This is a genomic window from Candidatus Accumulibacter phosphatis, from assembly GCF_012939955.1.
GTDB lineage: Bacteria > Pseudomonadota > Gammaproteobacteria > Burkholderiales > Rhodocyclaceae > Accumulibacter > Accumulibacter delftensis.
In genome coordinates this window covers 39,843-61,236 of sequence record NZ_SPMY01000064.1, presented here as the reverse complement: position 1 = coordinate 61,236, position 21,394 = coordinate 39,843, and the positions used below count along the sequence as shown (strand labels likewise).

Here is a 21,394-nt window from a genome sequence, read left to right as displayed (position 1 = left end):
CCAAATTGCCGTTGTTCGATGCGTGTCTCGCCGCCCGATTCCTCGATGATCGCGCACGCCGTGATCTGGGCTTGATGAATGTCGAGTCCAATGACCCGCTTGTGGATCGGAACCAGTTCCATACCGTCTCCTTTCGCAATAAACTTGAAAGCGGGAGGCGGTGGGTGCCAGAACCGAAGTTGCCTGAAGGCGACAGGTCGCCAACGGCCCTTTTAATGTGTGCGCTCGATGGCAGCAATCCGGGGTACGAGTCGGTTCAGCGGGTCACGTTAAAGTTCGGGGTCGAGCCGCCAAAGCTTTGCGCGACCTCTACCCATCGCTTCCCAACTCGAATTTTCTTTCATGATCCGGGGCGGCCGCAACTGCAATGACCGTTAGCTCCACCCCTCAGCTCAAGCGATGCCGGCAGGATGTTACGGCGGAAATTAAGTGGCTGATAAAATACGTTATCAATAGCCAAAGGGCGGTGTGTTTAAGCTTGGGTGGGGTTGGCGCCGAACTGCGGCGTCCGCGGCCCGCGCCGCAAGTGGTGGCATTCGTCGCAGGACAACCGCTGGATCTCCTGTTCGTCAGCACCGTCACTCTGAGCGAAATCCGCTTCGGCATCGAACTCGTTACCGACGCCAACCGCCGCGCCGAACTGAACGGATGGCTGACCCACAAGGTTCGGTCCATGTTCGAGGAGCGAACTCTTCCCGTCAGCGAAGACATCATGTTTACGTGGCGGCTCCTGGTCGAAGAGTGCCGCAAGTTCGGCCATACGTTTTCGCAGCCAGACCTCATCATTGCTGCAATGGGGCTGCATCATGGCCTGACGGTGGTCACACGAGACACCGGCGACTATGCCAACGGCGCGAGTTCCGCTATTCGACCCGTGGCGCGACTGAGCGCTTCTTGCAGAGTGGTAACCGTCGCGTATCACACGGCCATAGCAGGCGCCATCTCCGGGTTCTAAGCCGGAACCGTCGAAAATCCGTCACCCCCAACTCCTTGTTGGCGGTATTTATCGGATCCGTAGGGGAAGGGTGGCGAAGCCACTGCCGGGGTATACCGCAGTGGTCGGCGGCCTCTCGGGGATCGGGTTGATCACGGCTGTGTGCGCGAGCAACTCTTCCAGAGCCACGCGCATCTCCATCCGGGCCAGGGGAGCGCCAGGACAAACGTGTATTCCCGCGCCATACAGCATGTTTGCGGTCTGCTCACGGTGCGGCCGATAAGTCTCCGGATCCTCGAAAACGCGACCGTCGCGGTTGGCGGAGATCCAGATCAGCGAGATGCGTTCGCCGGCAGCGATCTTTCGGCCACCGATTTCAACCGCACGGGTGGTGATGCGCCGATTGGCCACCAACGGTCCGTGAATCCGCAGAATCTCCTCGCTAGCGGCGGGCAATAAGGAGGGCTGCGTGCGCAACTGTTGCTGCAGATCCGCGTGTTCCGAGAGGTGGTACGCCAGGATCCCCAACGCCGCCGAAATCGTGCCGATCTCGCCGACGGTCCAGTTGCGCAGCACGCTGACCGTCTCTTCGTCGCGCAATGGTCGACCCTGGACCTGTTGTCGCAGCAGCGAGCTGGTGATGTCGTTGCTGGCTTGGTCACCGGCCGCGCGGCGAATCTGCAGCAAGTCGTGGACGTAGCCCTCGAATTCACGGGCGATCTCGGCCATGGCCACCCGGTCCTCGGCAAAAGTTGCCTGGCGGTTCTTCGCTGTCCACAAGCGCAGCGGTTCGCACAGATCGAGCGGCCAACCGAGAGAGGCACACTGGCTCCGGATGGCGAACCCATTGGCAAAATCGCCGATGAACTCCACCTCGTCACGCGCCTGCAGCGCTTGAACGAGCGTCGCGGCGATCTCACGACATTGCGGCTCGAACGCCGCCACTCGTTCCGGCCCAAAATACGGCATGATCATCCGACGGAACGTGGTGTGTTCGGGAGGATCCATCCCGTCCGGAACGGAGAGATGCCTGGACACGGCATTACTGAAGGTAGCGGGGTCATTCAGCACGCGCAGGATATCCTCGTGCCGAAACAAGGACCACCCGAGAAAGTCGCTATACGCGATCGGACAGCGCTCGCGCATCTCGTCGTAGGCGGCACGCTGGTCGCGCTGGACCGCTTCCGACCTTGGGTCCCAATCCTGTTGCTGCATTGCGTTGACCGTCATGCGCTCCTCCTCATTTCACGGAACCGGTGCCGAAGGTAGGCCGTTCCTGGCTTCTACTTAGCAAGTGATTCGCCAGTCGACGCACAGAATACCCTTTTTTGTACTGGCCAAAGCTCAGCGCATGCTGCTCGTGGCTCGGCTAAACAGGCGGCATTGCGCCCGTCCGCACTGGGCGACACAAGCTTCGTAGCGCAGCGGTCTGCTTCCGCCCAAGGCTCAACTCAGTCCATTGGTTTCCAGCCCGGGTGCTTGAAATAGCGGCCGTACTGATTCACGGCGCCGACCATCTGCACTACGCCAGCCGCAGGTGTGGCCTTCGACTTGCCCTGCATGGCGTCGGCACCGGCGCTGAGTTCGGCGACGATGAGGTGCAGGTTTTCGTCCGCAGCGGGTTCGAGCTTGCACTCGCTGACGATGTTGGCGACGTGCGCTTCAACCAGGGTAGCGAGTGCCTTGTAGTCCTCTGGCGTCAGCGTCCCCTTGTGGATAGCCGTCGCTTTCGCGGCAAGTGCCGCCCGGATTTCGCTCATGTTCCTGCGCAGTGGTTCGTCGCTTGCCCATTGCTTGCCGTGGTCGAGCATCAGCTTGGTCGGCTCGCCGGCGGCGTGCTGGTGTGAGTCGACCGCAAACGCGGGGACGCCGATGCCAAAGGTAGCGATGAGGGCGGCGGTGAGCAGGGGGCGTTGGATAGTCATGGGATTTTCCTCAGTGTTGGACGACGATGATTTCCGGGTCGTCCGCATGCTCGACGAGGAGCATGCGGACCCGGTCTTGCCAAAGTGACTGGAACAAGGCTGCCTGGGCATCGCTGGCGGTCCGAGCGATGCAGAGCGGCAACAGCGAAGCGATGCGGCGATCGCCCGGCACGCGCTCCAGCCGGGCGGAGACGAGGGTCGGGCACGAATGCCCGGCGAGCTTGACTGCGTCGCCGTAGCCGTACTCGATGACGCCTTCCTCGGCGGCTCCGAGGAATCGGGCCAGCGGATCACGAACGGTAATCCGCGGGGCAGATTGAAAAAGGTCGGGAAACTTCACGGTCGCGTTCTCCTCGGGACTTAAGCGCTTGCCAAACGGACACGGCTTGAATACGATAGTAAGTAGTTACTAACAAGACTTCAAGTACACGCCCGCTATGGATACTCCAACCACACTCCAGACGACACCCCGTCAGCGTCTGAACAGCGATGAACGGCAGCGCGGGATCGTCGCTGCGGTCTTGGTTCTGGCCCGCGAGCGCGGTCCGGAGGCGATCACGGCGCAGGCCATCGCCGATCGCATCGGCGTCACCCAGGGCGCGATCTTCCGCCACTTTCCGGACAAGGCAGCGATCTGGATGGCGGTCTTTGCCTGGGTACGTGAATCGCTGGCTACGGTGCTGGCGACGGCGATAGCGAAGCCAAAGTCGCCGCTGGCAAAAATAGAGGCCGCATTTTTCGCGCACGTGGCCTTCATTGCGGCCAACCCCGGCGTTCCCCGCGCGCTATTTCACGAACTGCAATATCCTGACGATTCGCCAGTCCGCGCCGAGGTCCGAACGATGATCTCGGGCTACCGGGAGCGCCTGGCGTCCTTGTTCGCCGCGGCCAGGAGCGCCGGCGAGCTTCCCGCCGATCTCGATCCCGGCCTGGCACCGGTGCTGTTCATTGGTGCCATCCAGGGCCTGGTGATCGAGTCGGCCATTGCCGGCAGCGAGGCGGGAATGATGGCGCGTGCGCGGCAGATGTTTCCCTTGCTGCTCGACGGCTATCGCGGGCGGGACGAACGATGAACGTGCGCGTGCCGCGCAAGGGGGTACTCGGCGCGCTCGTCGTGGCAGTCGTTCTTCTGCTCGGCTGGCTGGCGACCAGCCAGGGACCGCTGGCGCCGACCAAAGTGACGCTGGCCAGGGTGGAGCAGGGGCCGCTGGTAGCCAGTACCTTTGGTATCGGAACGGTCGAGGCGCGCCGCAGCTACGCGTTGGGGCCGACGATGGCCAGCCGCGTGGCGCGCGTGCTGGTTGAGCAGGGCGATGTGGTCAAGGCTGGTCAACTGCTCGCCGAACTCGATCCGGTCGACCTCGACGATCGTGTCGCCAGCGGCCGACTCGCCGCACAACGTGCAGCGAGCGCGGTGCGCACTGCGCAAGCCCAGCTCTCCGAAGCGCAGAGCCGCGCGCAGCTTGCCCTTGCCAGTGCGCGTCGTTCCGCCGAACTGCACGCGCGCGGTTTCGTCAGCCAGGAGGCGACCGACGCCAAGCGACAGGAAGCCAATGCCGCGACGGCGGCGGTCGACGCCAGTAGCTCCCAGCTGGCGGCGGCGCGGCGCGATCACCAACGCGCGCTGGCCGATGTCGCCGGTGTCGGCAAGCTGCGTGCGCAGGCGCGCCTGACGAGTCCCGCCGATGGCGTGGTCAGCGCGCGGCTGGTCGAACCGGGATCGACGGTCGTTGCGGGACAGGCCGTGCTGCAGCTCATCGATCCGGCCAGCCTGTGGATCAAGGCGCGCATAGACCAGGGGCAGGCGGGTGGCGTGCGCGTCGGGCAGGCCGCCGAGATCGTTCTGCGCGCGGAGGCCGGGCGTGTCTACCGGGGCGAAGTCCAGCGCGTCGATTGGCAGAGTGACGCGGTGACCGAGGAGCGGATCGTCAATGTCGGCTTCACGGCGCGTCCCGATACGCTCTCGATCGGTGACCTGGTCGAGGTGACGATTGCCACCGTCGAACTGGTCGACGCGCAGTGGCTGCCCGCAGCGGCGGTAAAACGCATCGATCAGCAGGACGGCGTCTGGCAGATCCGGGACGGGCACGTTGTCTTCCACCCGGTAGAGGTGGGCATCACCACCCTGGATGGTCGCAGTCAGATCCTGGAAGGCCTGGCCAGCGGCGACGAAGTGGTCGTGCACAGCGAGCAGGCATTGCGGCCCGACGCGAAAGTCAAGGTCGTCGCCGCCATCGTCGCCAGCGCAGAAAGCGTTGCTAGCGTAAGTTCAGGACGATGATCAATCTGGCCGGCCGCGACATCCTCAATGGCTGGGGCAAGTTCCTGTTCACCGGCATCGGGCTCGGCTTGCTGATCGGGGTGACCTTGTCGATGGCGGGAATCTATCGCGGACTGGTTGACGATGGCCGCGTGCTGCTGAGCAACGGCGGTGCCGACCTGTGGGTCGTGCAACGCGATACGCTCGGCCCCTACGCCGAACCCTCGAATGTTCGCGACGACGCCTATCGCGCGCTGCTCGGCGTCAAGGGCGTGGTCGAGGCCGGCAACGTCACCTATCTGACGATGCAGATCGAAGACCAGGGCAAGGATGTACGGGTGATGCTTGTCGGCTTCCAGCCCGGGCACCCCGGCGAGCCCGGCTACCTCGTCGCCGGGCGTCCGATCACGCGCTCGCACTACGAGGCGATTGCCGATATCAAGACCGGCTTTCGCCTCGGGCAGCGCATCCGTATCCGGCGGCACGAGTACACGGTGGTCGGCTTGACCCGCCGCATGGTGTCGTCGGGCGGCGACCCGATGGTCTTCGTGCCGCTGCGCGATGCGCAGGAAGTACAGTTTCTCAAGGACAACGACGCCCTGGTCAATGAACGTGCACGCACGGCGGCCAATCCGGCGTTCAATCGCCCCGCAGTGCCGGGACTGCTGGAGGCCGTACAAGTCAGCCAGGCCAGCAGCCGGACGGTGAATGTGGTCATGCTGCGGCTCGCGCCGCACGCCGACGAAGCGCTCGTCGCCAGCGAGATCAGGCGCTGGAAGCACCTCGAAGCCTATACGCGTGCCGAGATGGATGAGATCCTCGTCGCCAAGTTGATCGCCACGTCGGCGAAGCAGATCTTCATGTTCCTGGTCATCCTGGCGATTGTCAGCGCGGCCATCGTCGCCTTCATCATCTACACGATGACTTTGAACAAGGTGCGCGAGATCGCCGTGCTCAAGCTGATCGGGGCGCGTAACCGGACGATCGCCACGATGATCCTGCAGCAGGCGCTCGGCCTGGGGGCGATCGGCTTCCTTGTTGGCAAGACGGCAGCCACGCTGTGGGCACCGATCTTCCCCAAGTACGTCCTGCTGCTCCCCGGGGATGCCGTGCGCGGTGCGCTGCTGGTGCTGGCGATTTGCGCGCTGGCGAGCGTCGTCGCCATCCGCGCCGCGCTACGCGTCGATCCGGCGACGGCGATCGGGGGATAGATGCCCGCGGCGATCGAAATCAGCGGCCTGACCAAGCGCTACGGCGTCGGCGATGCCGCGGTTGACGCGCTGAAGGGCGTGGACATGATCGTCCAGCCGGGCGAGGTCGTCGGGCTGATCGGCCCCAGTGGCTCGGGCAAGAGTACGCTGCTCAAGTGCCTGGGCGCGGTGATCGAGCCCAGCGCCGGGCGTATGGCGCTGGCCAGCGAGGCGATCTACGACAACGGCTGGCAGGTGGCCGATCTGCGCGCCTTGCGTCGCGATCGCATCGGCTTCGTTTTTCAGGCGCCCTATCTCATTCCTTTCCTCGACGTTACCGACAACGTGGCGCTGCTGCCGATGCTGGCCGGTGTGGCCAACGCCAGCGCGCGCGAGCGGGCGCGGGCGATGTTGACGGCGCTCGATGTCGGGCATCGCGCCCGGGCACCGGTGGCGCAACTCTCCGGCGGCGAGCAGCAGCGGGTGGCGATCGCTCGCGCGCTGGTCAACCAGCCGCCGATCATCCTCGCCGACGAGCCGACGGCGCCGCTGGACAGCGAGCGCGCCTTGGCTGTCGTCCGGATCCTGAACGAGATGGCACGGCGCTTCGCAACAGCGATCATCGTCGTCACCCACGACGAGAAGATCATCCCGACTTTCCGGCGGATTTATCACATCCGTGACGGGCGCACCTATGAGGAAGCAGGCGAGGGGCGGGCGGCTTGATCCGCGGCGGCTGAGCAAAGGAAACGTCCGGCGCTTGTCGGCAGCCGTGAATCGCGCTCGTGTGCCCGAGCTGATTGCCTAAACCTCGCCTAAACCTCGCCTAAGCCTTGTCGATTCCCCGGCGCTCGCGCATCGTCCGTCCGATGCGAGCCAGATCATCATCGCTCAACAAGCGCGCAGCCATCGGCAAGAGTTCCTTTTCCTCGCGCTCGATGTGGCGCGCATAGCGAACGGCCAGCGCTTCGACATCGTCGGCGACGAGTGGCACGCACTCTCCCGCCGCCAAACCTTCGAGGAGGTCGCGCAGGTGTCGCCAACTCGCTTCGAGTGCGCGGTGATCGGCTTTCAAGCCGTCGATCATTTCGCGCAGGCAGATGGCATCAGAACCGGCCATCGATTCGATCAAGGCCGGGAAGAGGTCGTCTTCCTCATCGGCATGATGGTGCATGGCGGCGGTGTCGAAGTAGTGCATTACCCTGGTCGCAGCTGTACGCGCTTCTTCGTCGACGCCGTGGGCAAGCAGGTAGGGAACCAGGCGTCGCAAGGTCGCGCATTGCGTTTCAATCCTGCCGTGGCAGGCGGAAAGCATCTCCAGAGGCGCCTCGGTGCCGACGGTCGGTGCGGCAAAGCCCGGAATGCGGGTAGTCACTCGGCTTGCTTCGCGCAACTCGCCGAAGACTGCGCGACGGCCTTGAGGTGGCGGGCGGTACAATCGCGGCCGATGGCCAGCGAACCGACGATCGTGCCGCTGCCGTCTCTCACCAGGCCGAAGCTGAGCTCCACGTAAAGCTTGCGCCCATCCTTGTGCATCGAGCGGGTCGTGAGTACCTGGTTCCGGTACTTCGTCTGGCCGCTGCTAACGGCTTTGTGAAAGCCGTCCCAATGCGCTTTTCGGAGTCGCTCCGGAATGATCACGTCCATGCTCTCGCCGAGGACTTCGGCCGCGGAATGGCCGAAGACGGTTTCAGCGCCGCGATTCCAGACGCGGATCGCGCCATTGCGATCGGCGAAAATGATCACATCCGGGGCCTGATCCACTAGCGCCCGATAGAGATCGGAATCTGTGTCCTCACACGCGGCAGTTGCCTGCATCCTGGCACTCCTTTTCACTTGGTCGAATGAGACAAGCGCTCGCCATCGTTGCTATTCGCGGCCGAGCGTCGTTAGGTCGGGGACCGTGAATGTTCCCTGCAAGGAGAGGAGTTCGCGGCGATGAAGGCCTGCCAGTTGCTCAACGCATTCGTTGCCTTTTTCGGTCAGTTGCACATCCACCTGCCGCCGGTCGCTGCTGCTGACGCTACGCTGTACCAGTCCGGCCGCCTCGCACCGTGAAATCAGCGACACGACCCCATGATGCTTCGCCTGCAGGCGTTCAGCGAGTTCGCCCACGTTCGCCGATTGCCGCCCGGGAAAGCCTTTGATCTGGAGCATCAACAGATACTGCAAGGGCGTGATTCCGTTCCGGTGCGTCAGCTCTTCGCTGAAGCGCAGATAACGACGCAGCTGGTAGCGGAAGTTGGCAAGTGTTTCGAAATCGGCCTTTGAAATATGGTCGTCGGGCATTTTTCTTGCGGGCGCTTAGCCATGATTTGTATCACGGCATGATATAGTTAGCTGGACGCAAGGGCAAGGTGTCTGGCCGCGGTGTTTCGCGAGCTTCTCCTGGCAGGCGTCATCCCGCGGCATCCCCAGGCAAAGGCGACTCAACCGAACCCGATGACTACTGACCCACATACACACGGCCTCTCGACGCTCTGCATTCACGCCGGCACGCATCTGGATCAGGCCACCGGTGGCGCGTGCAGCCCCATCTTCACTTCCACGGCCTACGCGTTCCCGAATCCGGCCAAGCAGAACATCTATCCGCGTTACTTCAACACGCCCAACCAGCAGGTCATCAACCGCAAGCTGGCAGCGCTAGAGAAGGGCGAGGCGGCGCTTGTCTTCGGCTCGGGCATGGCGGCCATTTCCACTTTGCTGCTCGCTCATCTCAAACCTGGCGAGCACGCAATTTTCCAGAACGATCTCTACGGCGGCAGCATGCGGCTGATCAGCAGCGAACTGCCGCGGCTCGGCGTGCAGCTTTCCTGGGGGGGCGAACGTGGCGGAGTTCGCCGCCGCCTTGCGACCGGAAACACGCTTGATCTACGTCGAATCGCCGTCGAATCCGCTGCTTCATTGCATCGATCTGGCCGCACTGGCTGCGCTTGGCAAACGCCACGGCGTCTTGACGGTCATCGACAACACTTTCGCCACGCCGATCAACCAGAACCCGATTCCGCTGGGCATCGATGCGGTCATCCACAGCGCTACGAAATACCTCAACGGCCACAGCGACGTGAACGCGGGCGTGGTCGTTGCCTCCGCTGAAATTGTTAGCCGCGTCACCGAGAGTGCGGTCAACTTCGGCGGCATGCTTGATGCGCACGCCTGTTCTCAGCTGGAACGTGGTCTGAAGACGCTGGCCCTGCGCGTGCAACGGCACAATGAGAATGCCGCGACCCTGGCGCGCTTTCTTGCCTCGCATCCGGCGGTGTCCAAGGTCAATTATCCCGGCCTGCCCGAACATCCCGACCACGCCATCGCGGCGCGTCAAATGCGTGGCTTTGGCGGCATGCTGTCGTTCGAGCTGTGTCAGCCGGAACGGCTGGATGGCTTGCTGAGCCGGCTGCGTATCGTCATGCCGGCCTTGAGTCTCGGCGGCGTGGAGAGCCTGATTTGAGTTCCCAGCCGCAGTACGCATCGCACGATGACCCCCGCCGAGCGACAGCGTGCCGGCATCAGCGACGGTCTATTGCGCGTCTCTGCAGGCATTGAGGATGCGGAGGACCTGCTCGAAGACTTTTCCGAAGCACTCGCCGTGGAATGATCGTCGTCCTGGCCACCACGAGGGAATCTTGCTTATGAGCAGCACTCACAACACGCAGTCCGCCCCATTGATGATCGTCGGCGAGGTGGCGTCTGCAGGTCTTGCCCGCGGACGCGCTCTGCTGTGCGATTGCGCCCGAACGCAGACAGCCGTTCCGCTCCGGCAGGTGAGCGAGGCGGAGGTGCACGCTGAGGTCGAGCGTTTCGATGCCGCGGTGGTCGCTGCCGAGGGGAAACTGCTGGAAGTTCAGGAGAACGTCCGGCGGACTTTGGGGAAGGACGAGGCGGAGATTTTTGAAGCGCAAATCCTCCTCCTGCGCGACGTGCAATTGCGCGATGCGGTGTGTGCGCTTTGCCTCGAAAAGCGGATGAATGTGGAGGCTGCGGTCGAAGAAGCGATCAAGCAGTTGATGGAATTGTTCGGCCACCTCGAAGATCCCTACTTCCGCGAGCGTGCCGCCGATCTGTACGACGTCGGCAGACGCCTCCTCGATCACCTGGCGGAAGACGGGCTGCCGGATGTTCCTGCTGTTCACGAGGGATGCGTGATCGTCACCAGCGAAATTCTCGCCTCCGTCGTTGCTCGCCTGGAAGGCCAGGGCGTGCGTGGCTTGATTGTCGAAAAAGGTGGCCTTACAGCGCACGCCACCATCCTTGCCCGCTCGCTCGGTATCCCCACGCTCGTCCAGGTGCCGGAGGCGACCGGGAAAATTCGTGCGGGCGATCTGGTGATCGTCGATGCTCTGGCCGGACGCGCCTTCATCAATCCGCAGGCCGAAATCCTGCGTAAGTACGATCAACTGGACAGCAACCTGCAAGTTCACCAGGGCGTCCTGAAGAGCTTGATCGGCCTGCCGACGGTCACTCGCGATGGCGTCGAAATCAAGCTCTGTGCCAACATCGGGCAGACTGCCGACGCGCTGGCGGCGGCGAACGTCAAGGCTGATGGGGTCGGACTGTATCGCACCGAGTTCGTCTTCCTGGTCCAGGATCATTTCCCCTCGGAAGACGAGTAGTACCAGTTCTACCGCGCCACGGCGGAGCACCTGCAACCGGCGCAAACGGTGATCCGCGTTCTCGATGTCGGCAGTGACAAACCGCTCAGCTACTTTCCGCTGCCCCGCGAAGCCAATCCGGCCATGGGCTTTCGGGGCATCAGGCTGCTGCTCGCGCATCCCAAGCTGCTGCACACGCAACTGCGGGCCATCCTTCGGCTGAGCGCGACGCATCCGGTCGCCATTCTTCTGCCGATGATCGACGGCATCGACGACTTGCGCGCGGCGAAAGCGGCGATCGACCATGCGAAGGAGGAACTCACCGCAGCCGGCCAGTCGTTCGATCCACTGATCCCGGTCGGGGCGATGATCGAGACGCCTTCAGCGGTGATTCTCATCGAGCACCTGGCCGACGAGGTCGACTTCTTCAGTGTCGGCAGCAACGACCTCGTCCAGTTTCTGCTGGCTGCGGACCGGATACGTGGCGAGATGGTGTCCACCTATGACCCCTTGCATCCGGCGGTCATCCAGGTGCTCGCCAAGCTGGTGACGGTGGCCAGGAGCAAAGGAACACCAATCTCTTTGTGCGGGGAAATTGCCAGTGACCCCACCTACACCAACCTCTTGATCGGCCTCGGATTTCGAAGTTTCAGTGTCAGTCCAGGACGGTTGCTGGACATCAAGCACGCCATTCGCGCGACCGACCTAAAACAGGCTGAAAAGCTCGCCGAGCAGGTTCTGTCGGTGCACTCGACGGGCGCCATCCGGGCGCAGGTGCAGGACGACTGGAACCGGCGTCGCCCGGTTGCTTCGCCCGAGTTCAACAGCCCAACAAGTCTCGTCGGCACGTCGCTCGCGGTGACACACAACCTTGCTCGTCAGCGCTTCGAGGCGCAGGCAGGGGAAAGCGCCTCGGCGTTTCTGAGCTACCGCGTCGAAGGCGAGCGCGTCATTCTGGAGCACACCTTCGTACCGGACGCGCTTCGCGGCCAGGGAATCGCCGCGGATCTGGTTCGTGTCGCGCTGGATGAGGCGCGGCAACGGCACTGGAAGATCGTCCCGCGCTGTTCCTATGTAGCCAGCTTCATTGAGTGCCACCCGGAATGCGCCGACCTGGTCGATCGCCGGGAAGTAGACCTGAACTGACGCACTTGCTTCGGTCGGGGGTGTTTTGACGCCGGCTCCATGGAGTCGTTGCGGCAGCATTTACCAAGGCTGTTTTTCCCGAAAATGGCGGCCCACAAAGAACGGAGGATTGTGTGAACGAGATCATTTCGAAACTGCTCGTGGAGCATCGAAACCTGGGGAAACTGGTCGGACTACTGGATCGCCTTCCTGTTGATATGACGGATCCGAAACTCGACGAAATCACGCTGCTGGTTGACGTCTTCGCTTACCTGACCTGCTTTCCAGATGTCCGTCATCACCCGGTCGAAGACCGGATTGTCGCCAGTCTCCTCGCGCAAAATGCGCTGTCTGCCGACATCGCTGACGAGATCGAAAGGCAGCATTGTGTACTGGCCAGGCAGGGCACGGACTTGATGCGTGACCTCGAGTCGGCTGCGCGCGAGGAAACCACTTCGTGGCACGCCGCTGTGGTCAGCGCCCGGCTATACGCTGAACGCCTTCGCCACAACATGGCGGTCGAAGAGCTCGCCGTTTTTCCCGTGGCTGAACAGCGTCTTGGCGACGCGGATTGGCATGCGATTGCCGCTTTATTGACACCTGAGCCGGCAGATCCGCTCTTTGTGTCGCTGACCGAGAAGCGCTTCGTCGACCTGCGCCGAGTGATCGCCACAGAAGCCGATTGTGATTGCTTCGACGATCCGGAAGTAGGGCGGTGATGGTGAGGAATATCGCGGAGCATCGCCCTCGCTTCGCGGTTCTTGGTGAGCTTCCGCTTACGACGTCAAGCCGGACCTGGCTTGATCTACAGAAAACCGGACGACAGCGTGCTGCAACTCGTCCGTCTCGGTTCGCACAGCGAACCCGGATTGTGAAAGGTCTGGCTCAATGGAACTCGAAAGCTTTCTTTTCTCCGCGATACTTCTGCTGAGCGCAGCAGCGGTCGGCGTGGCGCTGTTCAAGCATCTTGGGCTGGGATCGGTGCTCGGATTGCTCGTGGCGGGGATCGTGGTTGGCCCGCATTCTCCCGGCCCCTCTGTTACGACGCATGTCGATGAGGTGCGGCATTTCACCGAGCTGGGCGTCGTGCTGCTGCTGTTCGCGATCGGGCTCGAGATGCGTCCCGCGCGGCTGTGGGCATTACGCCGCGAGGTGTTTGGCCTGGGGTCGCTGCAGATTTTGCTCTCGGGCCTGTTGGTCGCGGGCTACATGCTTTTCTACCTCGATCGCTGGGAAACGGCGCTGCTCGCTGGCCTCACCATGGCCCTGTCGTCGACCGCCTTCGTCATCCAGTTGCTCAACGAACGGGGGGAACTGGCCAGCACCCACGGACAGGCGTCGTTTGCGGTGCTGTTGATGCAGGACCTGGCCATCGTACCCCTGTTGGCAGTTGTGCCAATCCTCTCCCAGACCGGGGTTCTGTCGATCGAGGTGCCGCTTTGGAAGCAAATCGGCCTGGTGATCGGCACTCTGACTCTGCTGTTCGGCTTCGGTCACTACGTGGTGCCCAGGGTCCTCGAGCAACTGTCTCGGCAGCGCAACCGCGAGGGGTTCATTCTGGTCGTGCTGCTGGCAGTGTTCGTCGCTGCCTGGGCGACCAATGAGGTTGGCCTGTCGATGGCACTGGGCGGCTTCGTCATGGGCATGCTGTTATCCGGATCACGCTATGCCTACCAGGTAAAGGCCTACATCGAGCCGTACAAGGGCATCCTGATGAGCGTCTTCTTCGTCGCCGTCGGCATGTCCATCGAACTGGAGGTCCTCGCCGCTGAACCCTGGGTTTTTATCCAGCAAGTGGCCATCATCCTGTTGATAAAACTGGCCGTAATGTTTGCTCTGGCGCTGGCGTTCCGATTCACTGTCGAATCGGCCATCCGCATGGCCGTGCTGCTCGGGCAGTCGGGGGAGTTCGGATTCGTGCTGTTCGGTGCGGCGCGTGGACTGGGCGTGATCGACGACCGTACTTTCGTGGTGTCGGTGGCGGTGATATCGATCAGTATGATGTTCACGCCGCTGATGGTGCGTGCGGGCGATGCCCTGGTGCGGCGCCTGACGAAGCCAAGCGTCGGGCCGACCGGCGCACCTGTCCTCGCGGCGGGGGACGCGGAGGGTGGTACGGTCATCATTGCCGGCGTACGGTCGGGTAGGGCACACCGTCGCCATGATTCTGCGTGCCAGTGGTGTACCGATCCTGGTGTTCGACAAAGACCCTGCGCGGGTTGCCCAGGGTCGGGCCGATCACCTGCCGGTTCACTATGGCGACCTGGCCGATCCGGAACTGCTCGCCGCGGCACCGGTCGAGCACGCGGCGCTGGCGATAATCACCGTCGATCACATGCCAACAGCGATCGCGGCCTTGGCACACCTGCGCCACCAGTATCCGCAACTGCCGATCATTGCCCGGGCACACGACCTGGAGGCTACCGCGAAACTGGAAGAAGCCGGCGCTACTCGGGTGTTTCCCGAGGTGGTGGAGAGCAGTCTTCGTCTCGGGGCTGAGGCGCTGCAGATGCTCGGCGTCGCGGCCGAAAGCACCGAGGGTCTGTTGCAGGGCGTGCGTGGTACCGACTACGCGCTGGTGCGCGAACCCTCTGCGCGTGGCTCCGGCCCCGATACCGAGGAGACTGGAGAGAGAAGACAGCGCAGTAGCAGAGTGCGCCGCGGCAGCGCAGACTTCTGAACCGCCGACAGGGTTGTGAAGGCTGTGCGATGGGCAGCCCGGGCCGCCGAGCGACATTCTTCGTAGGAGGTACCTGTGACCCACTCACCTGATTCATCCGAGCGGGCGGAAAAGCACCTCCGCAGCTTGCGCCACGAACGTGGGGCCGTGTTGGCGCCCGCGACCTGCCGCTATGAGCGGCTCACATGCTGACAGTCCCCGGCACTGCCGCGAGACTGTCGCTTCGTCAGGAGAGAATGGTCATGGCACTATCACACGCCAAGTCGGGCGATCTGGTGAACATCCAAGATGCCGCCGCCGAGTTCAGTAGCAATACTTCAGTCACGCTGGTGCGCGATGATCATATCGAGATCTTCCGCCTGGTCCTGGGTGCCGGCACCCACATGCAGGAGCACAGCGCTGCCGGTGCCATGACGGTGCAATGCCTGGGAGGCGAAGTGGATTTCAGTTGTCACGATAAAACCCAGACGCTGCGGCCGGGCGACCTTATCTATCTGAACGATGCGGCGCCGCATGCCCTGCATAGCAAACAGGGGACCATCCTTCTCATTACCCTGATGTTGCATCGCAAGTAACTGCTGTGGCATGGATGCGTGGGTAACAGCTTCGGCGGGTGTTGACCATCGGCGTGAGTTCGTACTGACACGGGCGAAGGCCTGCCAGCCACTGTTACGAGTCATCCACACTGGTTCATCATTGTTCTTGCACGGAAGCTCAAGATGCAATCGGCGTGCACAGCCGGGCTTACACCAGTGGGCGCTCTCCGGTAGAGTGCGCATCCTGTCCCTTGCCGTCGCCGCGGGGCAGGGCCTCACCGCCAGAGATGGCGATGCCAATGGGCGAAGCGAGAACCTGCCATGCACATCACCCAGCACACTGACTATGCACTGCGCGTACTGATCTACCTCGGGACCAACGAGGACCGCTGGGTGACCATCCAGGAAATCGCGGACCGCTTTGCCGTGTCGCGCAACCACTTGATGAAAGTCGTCAGTCGTTTGATCCGTGGCGGCTATGTTGATGGCTTGCGCGGCAAGGGGGGCGGTTTGCGGCTTGCCTGTCCAGCCACGACCATCGTTGTCGGCGATGTTCTGCGCCATATGGAGTCGGGCATGGACCTGGTCGAGTGCTTCGGCAAGAACTCTACCTGCATTCTGGATCCCGATTGCCAGCTGAAGCTTGCGCTTTCAGAGGCCCTCGCTGCGTTCCTCAAGGTGCTGGATGGCGTTACGCTTGCCGATCTGCTCGGCAAGAGCGAACGGGTGATCCTTCACGTCCTGCGCCCTGTGCTAGCCATTCCCAAGTAGCTCCTCCGCATTTGGCGACAATCGTCGCCAACTTCATTCGGTTCTGCCGTCACATAAGAAGCATTTTGTTTGCATCTTTTATAAGAGGTATTTAGAATGCCACTTAAAGAAGCTTGTCGCCGTTTCGTTCCCTTCCATTGGTTTTACCGATACCGTAAAGGAGCTTTATCATGCATAACACACGCAAGCTGTGGATCTGGCTAGCGCTGATCTGCGTGCTTTCCTTCGCCGCGCTGGGCTGGGTTGGCCGCGAGATTTTCGTGCACGCGCCGCCCATTCCGACGCAGGTGGTCAGCAGTGACGGCCAGGTTCTCTTTTCCGAAGGGCAGGTGCAGCAAGGCCAGCAATCCTGGCTCTCGGCCGGCGGCCAGCAACTGGGCTCGGTCTGGGGGCACGGCAGCTATCTCGCGCCGGACTGGTCAGCCGACTGGCTGCACCGCGAAGCGGTTGCGCTGCGGGCGATCTGGGCACAGCGTGATTTCGGCGCCGCCTACGAGCACCTTCAGCCCCGTCAGCAAGCACAGCTCGATGCACTGTTGAAGACCGAGCTCCGCCGCAATACCTACGACGCTGGCAGCGGCTCGATCAGCCTGAGTGCTGATCGAGCTGCCGCAGTCGCGCAGGTGGCAAAGCACTACGCCGACCTCTTTGGTGGCGAACCGGCGCTCGATGCATTGCGCGAGCAGTACGCGATGCCGGCCAATATTCTGCGCGACGCAACCGATCGGCAGGACCTGACGGCTTTCTTCTTCTGGAGCGCCTGGTCGGCTGTGACCGACCGCCCGGGCGAAAGCAACTTGAGCTACACCAGCAATTGGCCACACGAGCCGCTGGTCGGCAATACGCCGACGACCGGTACCGGCGTCTGGTCGATCGCCAGCGTCATTCTCATGCTCGGGGCGATCGCGGCGATGATCTTCTTCCACTCGACCAGCCACGAAGCAGGTGACCCAACCCCGCCAAAGGCTGACCCGCTCTTCAACTTCAAGGCAACGCCATCGATGCTGGCCACCCGCAAGTATTTCTATGTGGTCATCGCGTTGATCCTGGCGCAAGTCGGCATGGGCGTCATCACCGCACACTATGCGGTCGAGGGAACGAGCTTCTTCGGTATCCCGCTCGGCGAGATCCTGCCCTTTACCGTCAGTCGAACCATCCACACGCAGTTCGCCGTGCTGTGGATCGCCACCGCCTGGCTGGCCACAGGCCTCTACATCGCACCGGCGATTTCCGGCAGCGAACCGAAATACCAGCGCCTGGGTGTCAATGTTCTGTTCTATGCCTTACTGATCATCGTCGCCGGCTCGACGGTCACCGGTTGGCTGGGCACCTTGCAGAATATCGGTAACGACTACAGTTTCTGGATCGGCAACCAGGGGCTCGAGTACACCAGCATGGGCCGTGTCTGGCAGATCCTGTTGTTCGCTGGTCTGCTGATCTGGGTAACGCTGCTCGGCCGCGCCCTGATGCCGGCGCTGCGCACACCCTCCGAAAGCCGCGGGCTGATCGCCATGGTCTTCCTTGCTGCGCTGTGCATCGGTGGCTTTTACGCGACTTCGCTGGCCTGGGGCCAGAAAACACACTACGCGATGGTCGAATACTGGCGCTGGTGGCTGGTGCATCTGTGGGTCGAGGGCTTCTTCGAGGTCTTCGCCACGGCCGTCATTGCCCTGCTTTTCACCCGTCTCGGCCTGATCCGCGCGGCGACCGCCAACAGCGCGATCATCCTGGAAACCATTGTCTTCCTGTTCGGCGGCATTCTCGGCACACTGCACCATCTCTACTTCACCGGCACGCCGACTTCGGTTATCGCCATCGGCGCCATGTTCTCGGCACTGGAAGTGGTACCACTGGCCATGATCGGCGTCGAAGCATGGCGCAACTATCAGCGTTCGCAAGCAGCACCCTGGGTGCGGGCGTACAAGTGGCCGATTCTGTGCTTCATCGCCGTTGGCTTCTGGAACGTCGTCGGCGCCGGCCTCCTCGGCTTCACGCTCAATACGCCGATCGCCCTTTACTACATGCAGGGAATGAACATGACCGCAGCGCACGGTCATGCGGCTCTGTTTGGCGTCTATGGAATGCTCGGCATCGGCCTGCTGCTGTTCTGTCTGCGTGGTCTTGCGAACCACGGGGCGTGGTCCGACAAGTTGCTCGCTCTGACTTTCTGGTCGCTCAATATCGGTCTGGCGATGATGGTCTTCATGTCGCTCGTTCCGGCCGGTGTCTACCAGGCGTGGGCTAGCATCAGCGAGGGTGTATGGTTTGCACGTTCGCCGGCTTTCGTGCATTCGTCGTGGATGGAAACCTTCGTCTGGTTGCGCGTCCCGGGAGACATCGTTTTTGCTCTTGGTACGCTGTTCCTGGCCATCTTCGCTGGGCGCTTACTGATTGTGCAACGTAATCCGGCAGCCGTCGCCAGTGCCAACGCGTTTGCCGGCAAGACGATGTAGGACTGGATCAGGCGAGAGTTCCGGGGCAAGGGCCGGTGGCCCTTGCCCCGCACTTCCATCTGCCGTATGTCAATCCGCACGGAGCGCGACCACCAGACCATGCCAAACGCCACGGCCAGCCCGAGAAAGCGCGTCATCGCGATAAAGCCCATCGTCGACCCGGACGCCAAGTCTATCCACGCTCGATCAACGGTTACTTTCAACGTTGGCGCTGGGCCTTCATCTGGTTGACCCAACTCGTCTTCTATGGCCTCTGCTGGTTGCCCTGGAATGGCCGGCAAGCGGTTCTGTTCGACCTCGATACGCGGCGCTTCTACCTGTTCGATCTCGTCCTCTGGCCGCAGGACGCGATCTATCTGGCGATCCTCCTCGCCCTCTCGGCGCTGGCACTGTTCCTGTTCACCGCCGTCGCCGGGCGCTTGTGGTGCGGCTATACCTGTCCGCAAACGGTCTACACCGAGATGTTTCTGTGGTTGGAAAAACTCGCAGAAGGTGAGCGACCGAAACGCATGAAGCTCGACGCTGCACCTTGGTCGGTGCACAAGTTGGCCGTCAAGACTGCAAAGCACACCCTCTGGATCGCGCTTGCCCTTTGGACTGGCCTGACTTTCGTCGGCTATTTCACGCCTATTGGCGACTTGACCCACGGCATCGTCGAGCTGTCGCTTGGCCCGTGGGAGCTATTCTGGGTTCTCTTCTACGGCGCTGCCACCTATGGCAACGCCGGTTTCATGCGCGAGCACATGTGCAAGTACATTTGCCCGTACGCGCAATCACTCTACGCGATTCGCTACTGGCCGCTACTGTCACGGGCACGGCTAGACGGAAAACCCGGCTAGCCTGTTTCTTCCCTCGCTTGACCTTGAAGGCGAGGGACAGGTCATTCCGCGCCTGGAACGGCTCGACCAGGAGACGGCGCTCGAACCGTAAGCAGAAATACACCTTCCGCATTGCCTGCGATCGGGTCATGCGTCTCGATCCCGGGAAGACATGTGGACAGACTGGCAGCCACCACTATTGCCAATCCGCGCAGCTGCACATCCATAGCCGCCCTTTCGCACGGCAGAATTGAGAATAGTTGACCATTGTCAACAACTATTCGGCGGTTAAGGCGTAAATCGACACCTCGGCTTGGCGTTTTGCCGGCCGCAGGACCAAACATGGAGGATTCAGGAAAATGACGACTCATCGCAGATTGCGTAGTACCGCCATATTGCTTGCCGCTTCTTTGCCATTGGCCTTGGGCAGCGCCTGTGCACAGGAGGATGCCAAGAAACCGATTTCACAGGTCGAACAGAGCTATCAGGCCGGCGACTCGTCGCCGGTCGGCGACACCGCGATGCACCACAACATCAACCCGAAAGCGCCTCCGATGACCAAGGAGGAATTCGAGAAGGCCAAGAATATCTATTTTCAGCGCTGCGCTGGCTGCCACGGCGTACTGCGCAAGGGCGCAACGGGCAAGCCGCTGACCACGGACAAAACGCTGGCTAGCGGCACTGAGTACCTGAAGGTCTTCATCACCTACGGCTCGCCCGGCGGGATGCCAAACTGGGGGACTTCCGGGGATCTGACCGAGGCCGAAGTGGACATGATGGCGCGCTACGTCCAGCAGGAACCGCCCGTGCCGCCTGAATGGGGAATGAAGGAGATGATGGCCTCGCTGAAGATCAGCGTGCCGCCCGAACAGCGCCCGACGAAGAAGATGAACAACCTGGACCTGGACAACCTCTTTTCGGTGACGCTGCGTGATGCCGGCAAGATCGCGCTGATCGACGGCAAGACCAAGAAGATCGTCAAGATCCTGCCGACCGGCTACGCCGTACACATTTCCCGGATGTCGAAGTCCGGGCGCTACCTGTACGTGATCGGTCGCGATGCCCGCATCAACCTGATCGACCTGTGGATGGCGGAGCCGACCAACGTCGCCGAGATCAAGGTAGGCCTCGAAGCGCGCTCGGTCGAAACCTCGAAGTACAAGGGCTACGAAGACAAGTACGCGATTGCCGGTACCTACTGGCCGCCGCAGTTCGTGATCATGGACGGTGATACGCTCAATCCGCTGAAGATCGTATCGACGCGCGGTTCGACGGTCGATACGCAGGAATACCATCCGGAACCGCGCGTGGCGTCGATCGTCGGTTCGCACTACAACCCCGAGTTCATCGTCAATGCCAAGGAAACCGGCAAGATCATGGCCGTTAACTACTCGGACCTCAAGAATCTGAAGATCACCATCATCGACGCCGCGCGATTCCTTCATGACGGGGGCTTCGACTCGACGGGCCGGTACTTCATGGTCGCCGCCAATGCGTCGAACAAGATCGCGGTGGTCGATACCAAGGAGGACAAGCTTGCCGCGCTGGTCGACGTCGGCAAGATCCCGCATCCTGGACGCGGCGCCAATTTCGTCCATCCGAAGTTTGGTCCGGTATGGGCGACCAGCGACCTGGGTGACGAGTTCATCAGCCTGATCGGCACCGACCCGATCAAGCACAAGGCACAGGCATGGAAGGTCGTGCAAACGCTTACGGGGCAGGGAAGCGGCTCACTGTTCATCAAGACGCATCCCAAATCGACCAATCTTTGGGTCGATACACCGCTCAATCCGGAAGCGAAGATCAGTCAGTCGGTTGCCGTCTTCGACATCAAGAACCTGGACAAGGGTTTTGAAATCCTGCCGATTGGTGATTGGGCCGACCTTGGCGACGATGGCGCCAGGCGCATCGTGCAGCCCGAGTACAACGTGGCCGGCGACGAGGTCTGGTTCTCGGTGTGGAGCGCCAAGGACAAGAATTCGGCGCTGGTCGTCGTTGACGACAAGACGCGCAAGCTGAAAGCAGTGATCAAGGATCCGGAGTTGATCACGCCGACCGGCAAGTTCAACGTCTTCAACACCCAGCACGACGTCTATTGAGCTATTGACGCAGG

The 21,394-nt window shown here is 62.1% G+C and carries 18 protein-coding genes and 7 pseudogenes; 18 read left to right on the top strand and 7 right to left on the bottom strand.

The genetic code is table 11. The features are described from left to right. Positions 1-122: pseudogene (locus E4Q23_RS19205) on the bottom strand (IS110 family transposase); the annotation flags it as partial. Positions 123-367: 245 nt separating this feature from the next. On the opposite strand from E4Q23_RS19205, the gene E4Q23_RS19200 reads away from it, so the two are divergent. After that, entirely contained in the window at positions 368-955 is a 588-nt protein-coding gene (locus E4Q23_RS19200) for a PIN domain-containing protein (RefSeq protein ID WP_169068130.1), read from the top strand. Positions 956-1,003: 48 nt separating this feature from the next. Here the strand turns inward: E4Q23_RS19200 and E4Q23_RS19195 are convergent, their stop codons facing one another. The 3 genes from E4Q23_RS19195 to E4Q23_RS19185 all read right to left on the bottom strand — a co-directional run bounded on the left by E4Q23_RS19195 (position 1,004) and on the right by E4Q23_RS19185 (position 3,199). Then, positions 1,004-2,164, bottom strand: coding sequence for a cytochrome P450 (locus E4Q23_RS19195; RefSeq protein ID WP_169068129.1), 1,161 nt, complete (start codon positions 2,162-2,164; stop codon positions 1,004-1,006). Between the two features lie 221 nt (positions 2,165-2,385). After that, a complete protein-coding gene (locus E4Q23_RS19190) occupies positions 2,386-2,859 on the bottom strand; it encodes a hypothetical protein (RefSeq protein ID WP_169068128.1) in 474 nt (157 codons plus the stop codon). Positions 2,860-2,869: 10 nt separating this feature from the next. After that, entirely contained in the window at positions 2,870-3,199 is a 330-nt protein-coding gene (locus tag E4Q23_RS19185) for a hypothetical protein (RefSeq protein WP_291997590.1), read from the bottom strand. 97 nt (positions 3,200-3,296) lie between these two features. Between E4Q23_RS19185 and E4Q23_RS19180 the strand changes: the two genes are divergently transcribed. The 4 genes from E4Q23_RS19180 to E4Q23_RS19165 are packed head-to-tail and all read left to right on the top strand — an operon-like array spanning position 3,297 to position 7,035. Beyond that, positions 3,297-3,932, top strand: coding sequence for a TetR/AcrR family transcriptional regulator (locus E4Q23_RS19180; RefSeq protein WP_169068127.1), 636 nt, complete (start codon positions 3,297-3,299; stop codon positions 3,930-3,932). Further along, positions 3,929-5,140: an efflux RND transporter periplasmic adaptor subunit gene (locus E4Q23_RS19175; RefSeq protein ID WP_169068126.1), complete on the top strand. Its 1,212-nt coding sequence runs from the start codon at positions 3,929-3,931 to the stop codon at positions 5,138-5,140. Before E4Q23_RS19180 ends, E4Q23_RS19175 begins: the two co-directional genes overlap by 4 nt. After that, entirely contained in the window at positions 5,137-6,330 is a 1,194-nt protein-coding gene (locus tag E4Q23_RS19170) for an ABC transporter permease (RefSeq protein WP_169068125.1), read from the top strand. Before E4Q23_RS19175 ends, E4Q23_RS19170 begins: the two co-directional genes overlap by 4 nt. Beyond that, positions 6,331-7,035 (top strand): ABC transporter ATP-binding protein, encoded by a 705-nt coding sequence (locus tag E4Q23_RS19165; RefSeq protein ID WP_169068124.1) that lies wholly within the window; start codon positions 6,331-6,333, stop codon positions 7,033-7,035. 100 nt (positions 7,036-7,135) lie between these two features. On the opposite strand, the gene E4Q23_RS19160 is transcribed toward E4Q23_RS19165, so the two are convergent. From E4Q23_RS19160 to E4Q23_RS19150, 3 genes are read right to left on the bottom strand one after another with little or no spacing between them, the layout of a single operon-like run. Next, complete coding sequence (locus tag E4Q23_RS19160) at positions 7,136-7,684, bottom strand: hemerythrin domain-containing protein (RefSeq protein WP_291997773.1); 549 nt, start codon at positions 7,682-7,684, stop codon at positions 7,136-7,138. After that, entirely contained in the window at positions 7,681-8,127 is a 447-nt protein-coding gene (locus E4Q23_RS19155; RefSeq protein ID WP_169068123.1) for a PAS domain-containing protein, read from the bottom strand. Before E4Q23_RS19155 ends, E4Q23_RS19160 begins: the two co-directional genes overlap by 4 nt. A 51-nt stretch (positions 8,128-8,178) precedes the next feature. Next, positions 8,179-8,598 carry a MarR family winged helix-turn-helix transcriptional regulator gene (locus E4Q23_RS19150; RefSeq protein ID WP_169068122.1) on the bottom strand — a complete coding sequence of 140 codons (420 nt, stop codon included), beginning with the start codon at positions 8,596-8,598 and terminating at the stop codon, positions 8,179-8,181. A 153-nt stretch (positions 8,599-8,751) separates the two neighbouring features. On the opposite strand from E4Q23_RS19150, the pseudogene E4Q23_RS19145 reads away from it, so the two are divergent. The 13 genes and pseudogenes from E4Q23_RS19145 (at position 8,752) to E4Q23_RS19095 (ending at position 21,380) form a co-directional block, all read left to right on the top strand. Beyond that, positions 8,752-9,904, top strand: a pseudogene (locus E4Q23_RS19145) (trans-sulfuration enzyme family protein). After that, positions 9,855-11,588 (top strand): annotated as a pseudogene (gene ptsP, locus E4Q23_RS24195) (phosphoenolpyruvate--protein phosphotransferase); the annotation flags it as partial. The pseudogenes E4Q23_RS19145 and ptsP, both read left to right, overlap by 50 nt. A gap of 54 nt (positions 11,589-11,642) precedes the next feature. Beyond that, entirely contained in the window at positions 11,643-12,044 is a 402-nt protein-coding gene (locus E4Q23_RS24190) for a GNAT family N-acetyltransferase (RefSeq protein ID WP_336511738.1), read from the top strand. Between the two features lie 113 nt (positions 12,045-12,157). Further along, complete coding sequence (locus E4Q23_RS19130) at positions 12,158-12,742, top strand: hemerythrin domain-containing protein (protein ID WP_169068119.1); 585 nt, start codon at positions 12,158-12,160, stop codon at positions 12,740-12,742. Positions 12,743-12,806: 64 nt separating this feature from the next. Further along, positions 12,807-12,898 (top strand): annotated as a pseudogene (locus E4Q23_RS24185) (type II toxin-antitoxin system mRNA interferase toxin, RelE/StbE family); the annotation flags it as partial. A gap of 13 nt (positions 12,899-12,911) precedes the next feature. Next, positions 12,912-13,982 (top strand): annotated as a pseudogene (locus tag E4Q23_RS24970) (cation:proton antiporter); the annotation flags it as partial. Between the two features lie 202 nt (positions 13,983-14,184). After that, positions 14,185-14,424, top strand: a pseudogene (locus tag E4Q23_RS24965) (NAD-binding protein); the annotation flags it as partial. A gap of 108 nt (positions 14,425-14,532) precedes the next feature. Beyond that, a complete protein-coding gene (locus tag E4Q23_RS24960) occupies positions 14,533-14,703 on the top strand; it encodes a hypothetical protein (protein ID WP_336511739.1) in 171 nt (56 codons plus the stop codon). A 185-nt stretch (positions 14,704-14,888) separates the two neighbouring features. Continuing rightward, on the top strand, positions 14,889-15,278 hold the full coding sequence (locus tag E4Q23_RS19115; protein WP_248595589.1) for an AraC family ligand binding domain-containing protein: 390 nt from the start codon (positions 14,889-14,891) through the stop codon (positions 15,276-15,278). 282 nt (positions 15,279-15,560) lie between these two features. After that, positions 15,561-16,010, top strand: coding sequence for an Rrf2 family transcriptional regulator (locus tag E4Q23_RS19110; protein ID WP_169068118.1), 450 nt, complete (start codon positions 15,561-15,563; stop codon positions 16,008-16,010). Between the two features lie 170 nt (positions 16,011-16,180). After that, positions 16,181-18,463, top strand: coding sequence for a nitric-oxide reductase large subunit (locus E4Q23_RS19105; RefSeq protein WP_169068117.1), 2,283 nt, complete (start codon positions 16,181-16,183; stop codon positions 18,461-18,463). Between the two features lie 185 nt (positions 18,464-18,648). Continuing rightward, positions 18,649-19,236, top strand: a pseudogene (locus E4Q23_RS19100) (4Fe-4S binding protein); the annotation flags it as partial. A 404-nt stretch (positions 19,237-19,640) separates the two neighbouring features. Next, on the top strand, positions 19,641-21,380 hold the full coding sequence (locus E4Q23_RS19095) for a nitrite reductase (RefSeq protein WP_169068116.1): 1,740 nt from the start codon (positions 19,641-19,643) through the stop codon (positions 21,378-21,380). Positions 21,381-21,394 lie beyond the last annotated feature (14 nt).

Coding starts and splice junctions, on each gene's coding strand:
- E4Q23_RS19200 (WP_169068130.1), top strand. CDS start 368: ATGACCGTTAGCTCCACCCCTCAGCTCAAGCGATGCCGGCAGGATGTT.
- E4Q23_RS19195 (WP_169068129.1), bottom strand. CDS start 2,164: ATGACGGTCAACGCAATGCAGCAACAGGATTGGGACCCAAGGTCGGAA.
- E4Q23_RS19190 (WP_169068128.1), bottom strand. CDS start 2,859: ATGACTATCCAACGCCCCCTGCTCACCGCCGCCCTCATCGCTACCTTT.
- E4Q23_RS19180 (WP_169068127.1), top strand. CDS start 3,297: ATGGATACTCCAACCACACTCCAGACGACACCCCGTCAGCGTCTGAAC.
- E4Q23_RS19175 (WP_169068126.1), top strand. CDS start 3,929: ATGAACGTGCGCGTGCCGCGCAAGGGGGTACTCGGCGCGCTCGTCGTG.
- E4Q23_RS19170 (WP_169068125.1), top strand. CDS start 5,137: ATGATCAATCTGGCCGGCCGCGACATCCTCAATGGCTGGGGCAAGTTC.
- E4Q23_RS19165 (WP_169068124.1), top strand. CDS start 6,331: ATGCCCGCGGCGATCGAAATCAGCGGCCTGACCAAGCGCTACGGCGTC.
- E4Q23_RS19155 (WP_169068123.1), bottom strand. CDS start 8,127: ATGCAGGCAACTGCCGCGTGTGAGGACACAGATTCCGATCTCTATCGG.
- E4Q23_RS19150 (WP_169068122.1), bottom strand. CDS start 8,598: ATGCCCGACGACCATATTTCAAAGGCCGATTTCGAAACACTTGCCAAC.
- E4Q23_RS24960 (WP_336511739.1), top strand. CDS start 14,533: ATGCTCGGCGTCGCGGCCGAAAGCACCGAGGGTCTGTTGCAGGGCGTG.
- E4Q23_RS19115 (WP_248595589.1), top strand. CDS start 14,889: ATGCTGACAGTCCCCGGCACTGCCGCGAGACTGTCGCTTCGTCAGGAG.
- E4Q23_RS19110 (WP_169068118.1), top strand. CDS start 15,561: ATGCACATCACCCAGCACACTGACTATGCACTGCGCGTACTGATCTAC.
- E4Q23_RS19105 (WP_169068117.1), top strand. CDS start 16,181: ATGCATAACACACGCAAGCTGTGGATCTGGCTAGCGCTGATCTGCGTG.
- E4Q23_RS19095 (WP_169068116.1), top strand. CDS start 19,641: ATGACGACTCATCGCAGATTGCGTAGTACCGCCATATTGCTTGCCGCT.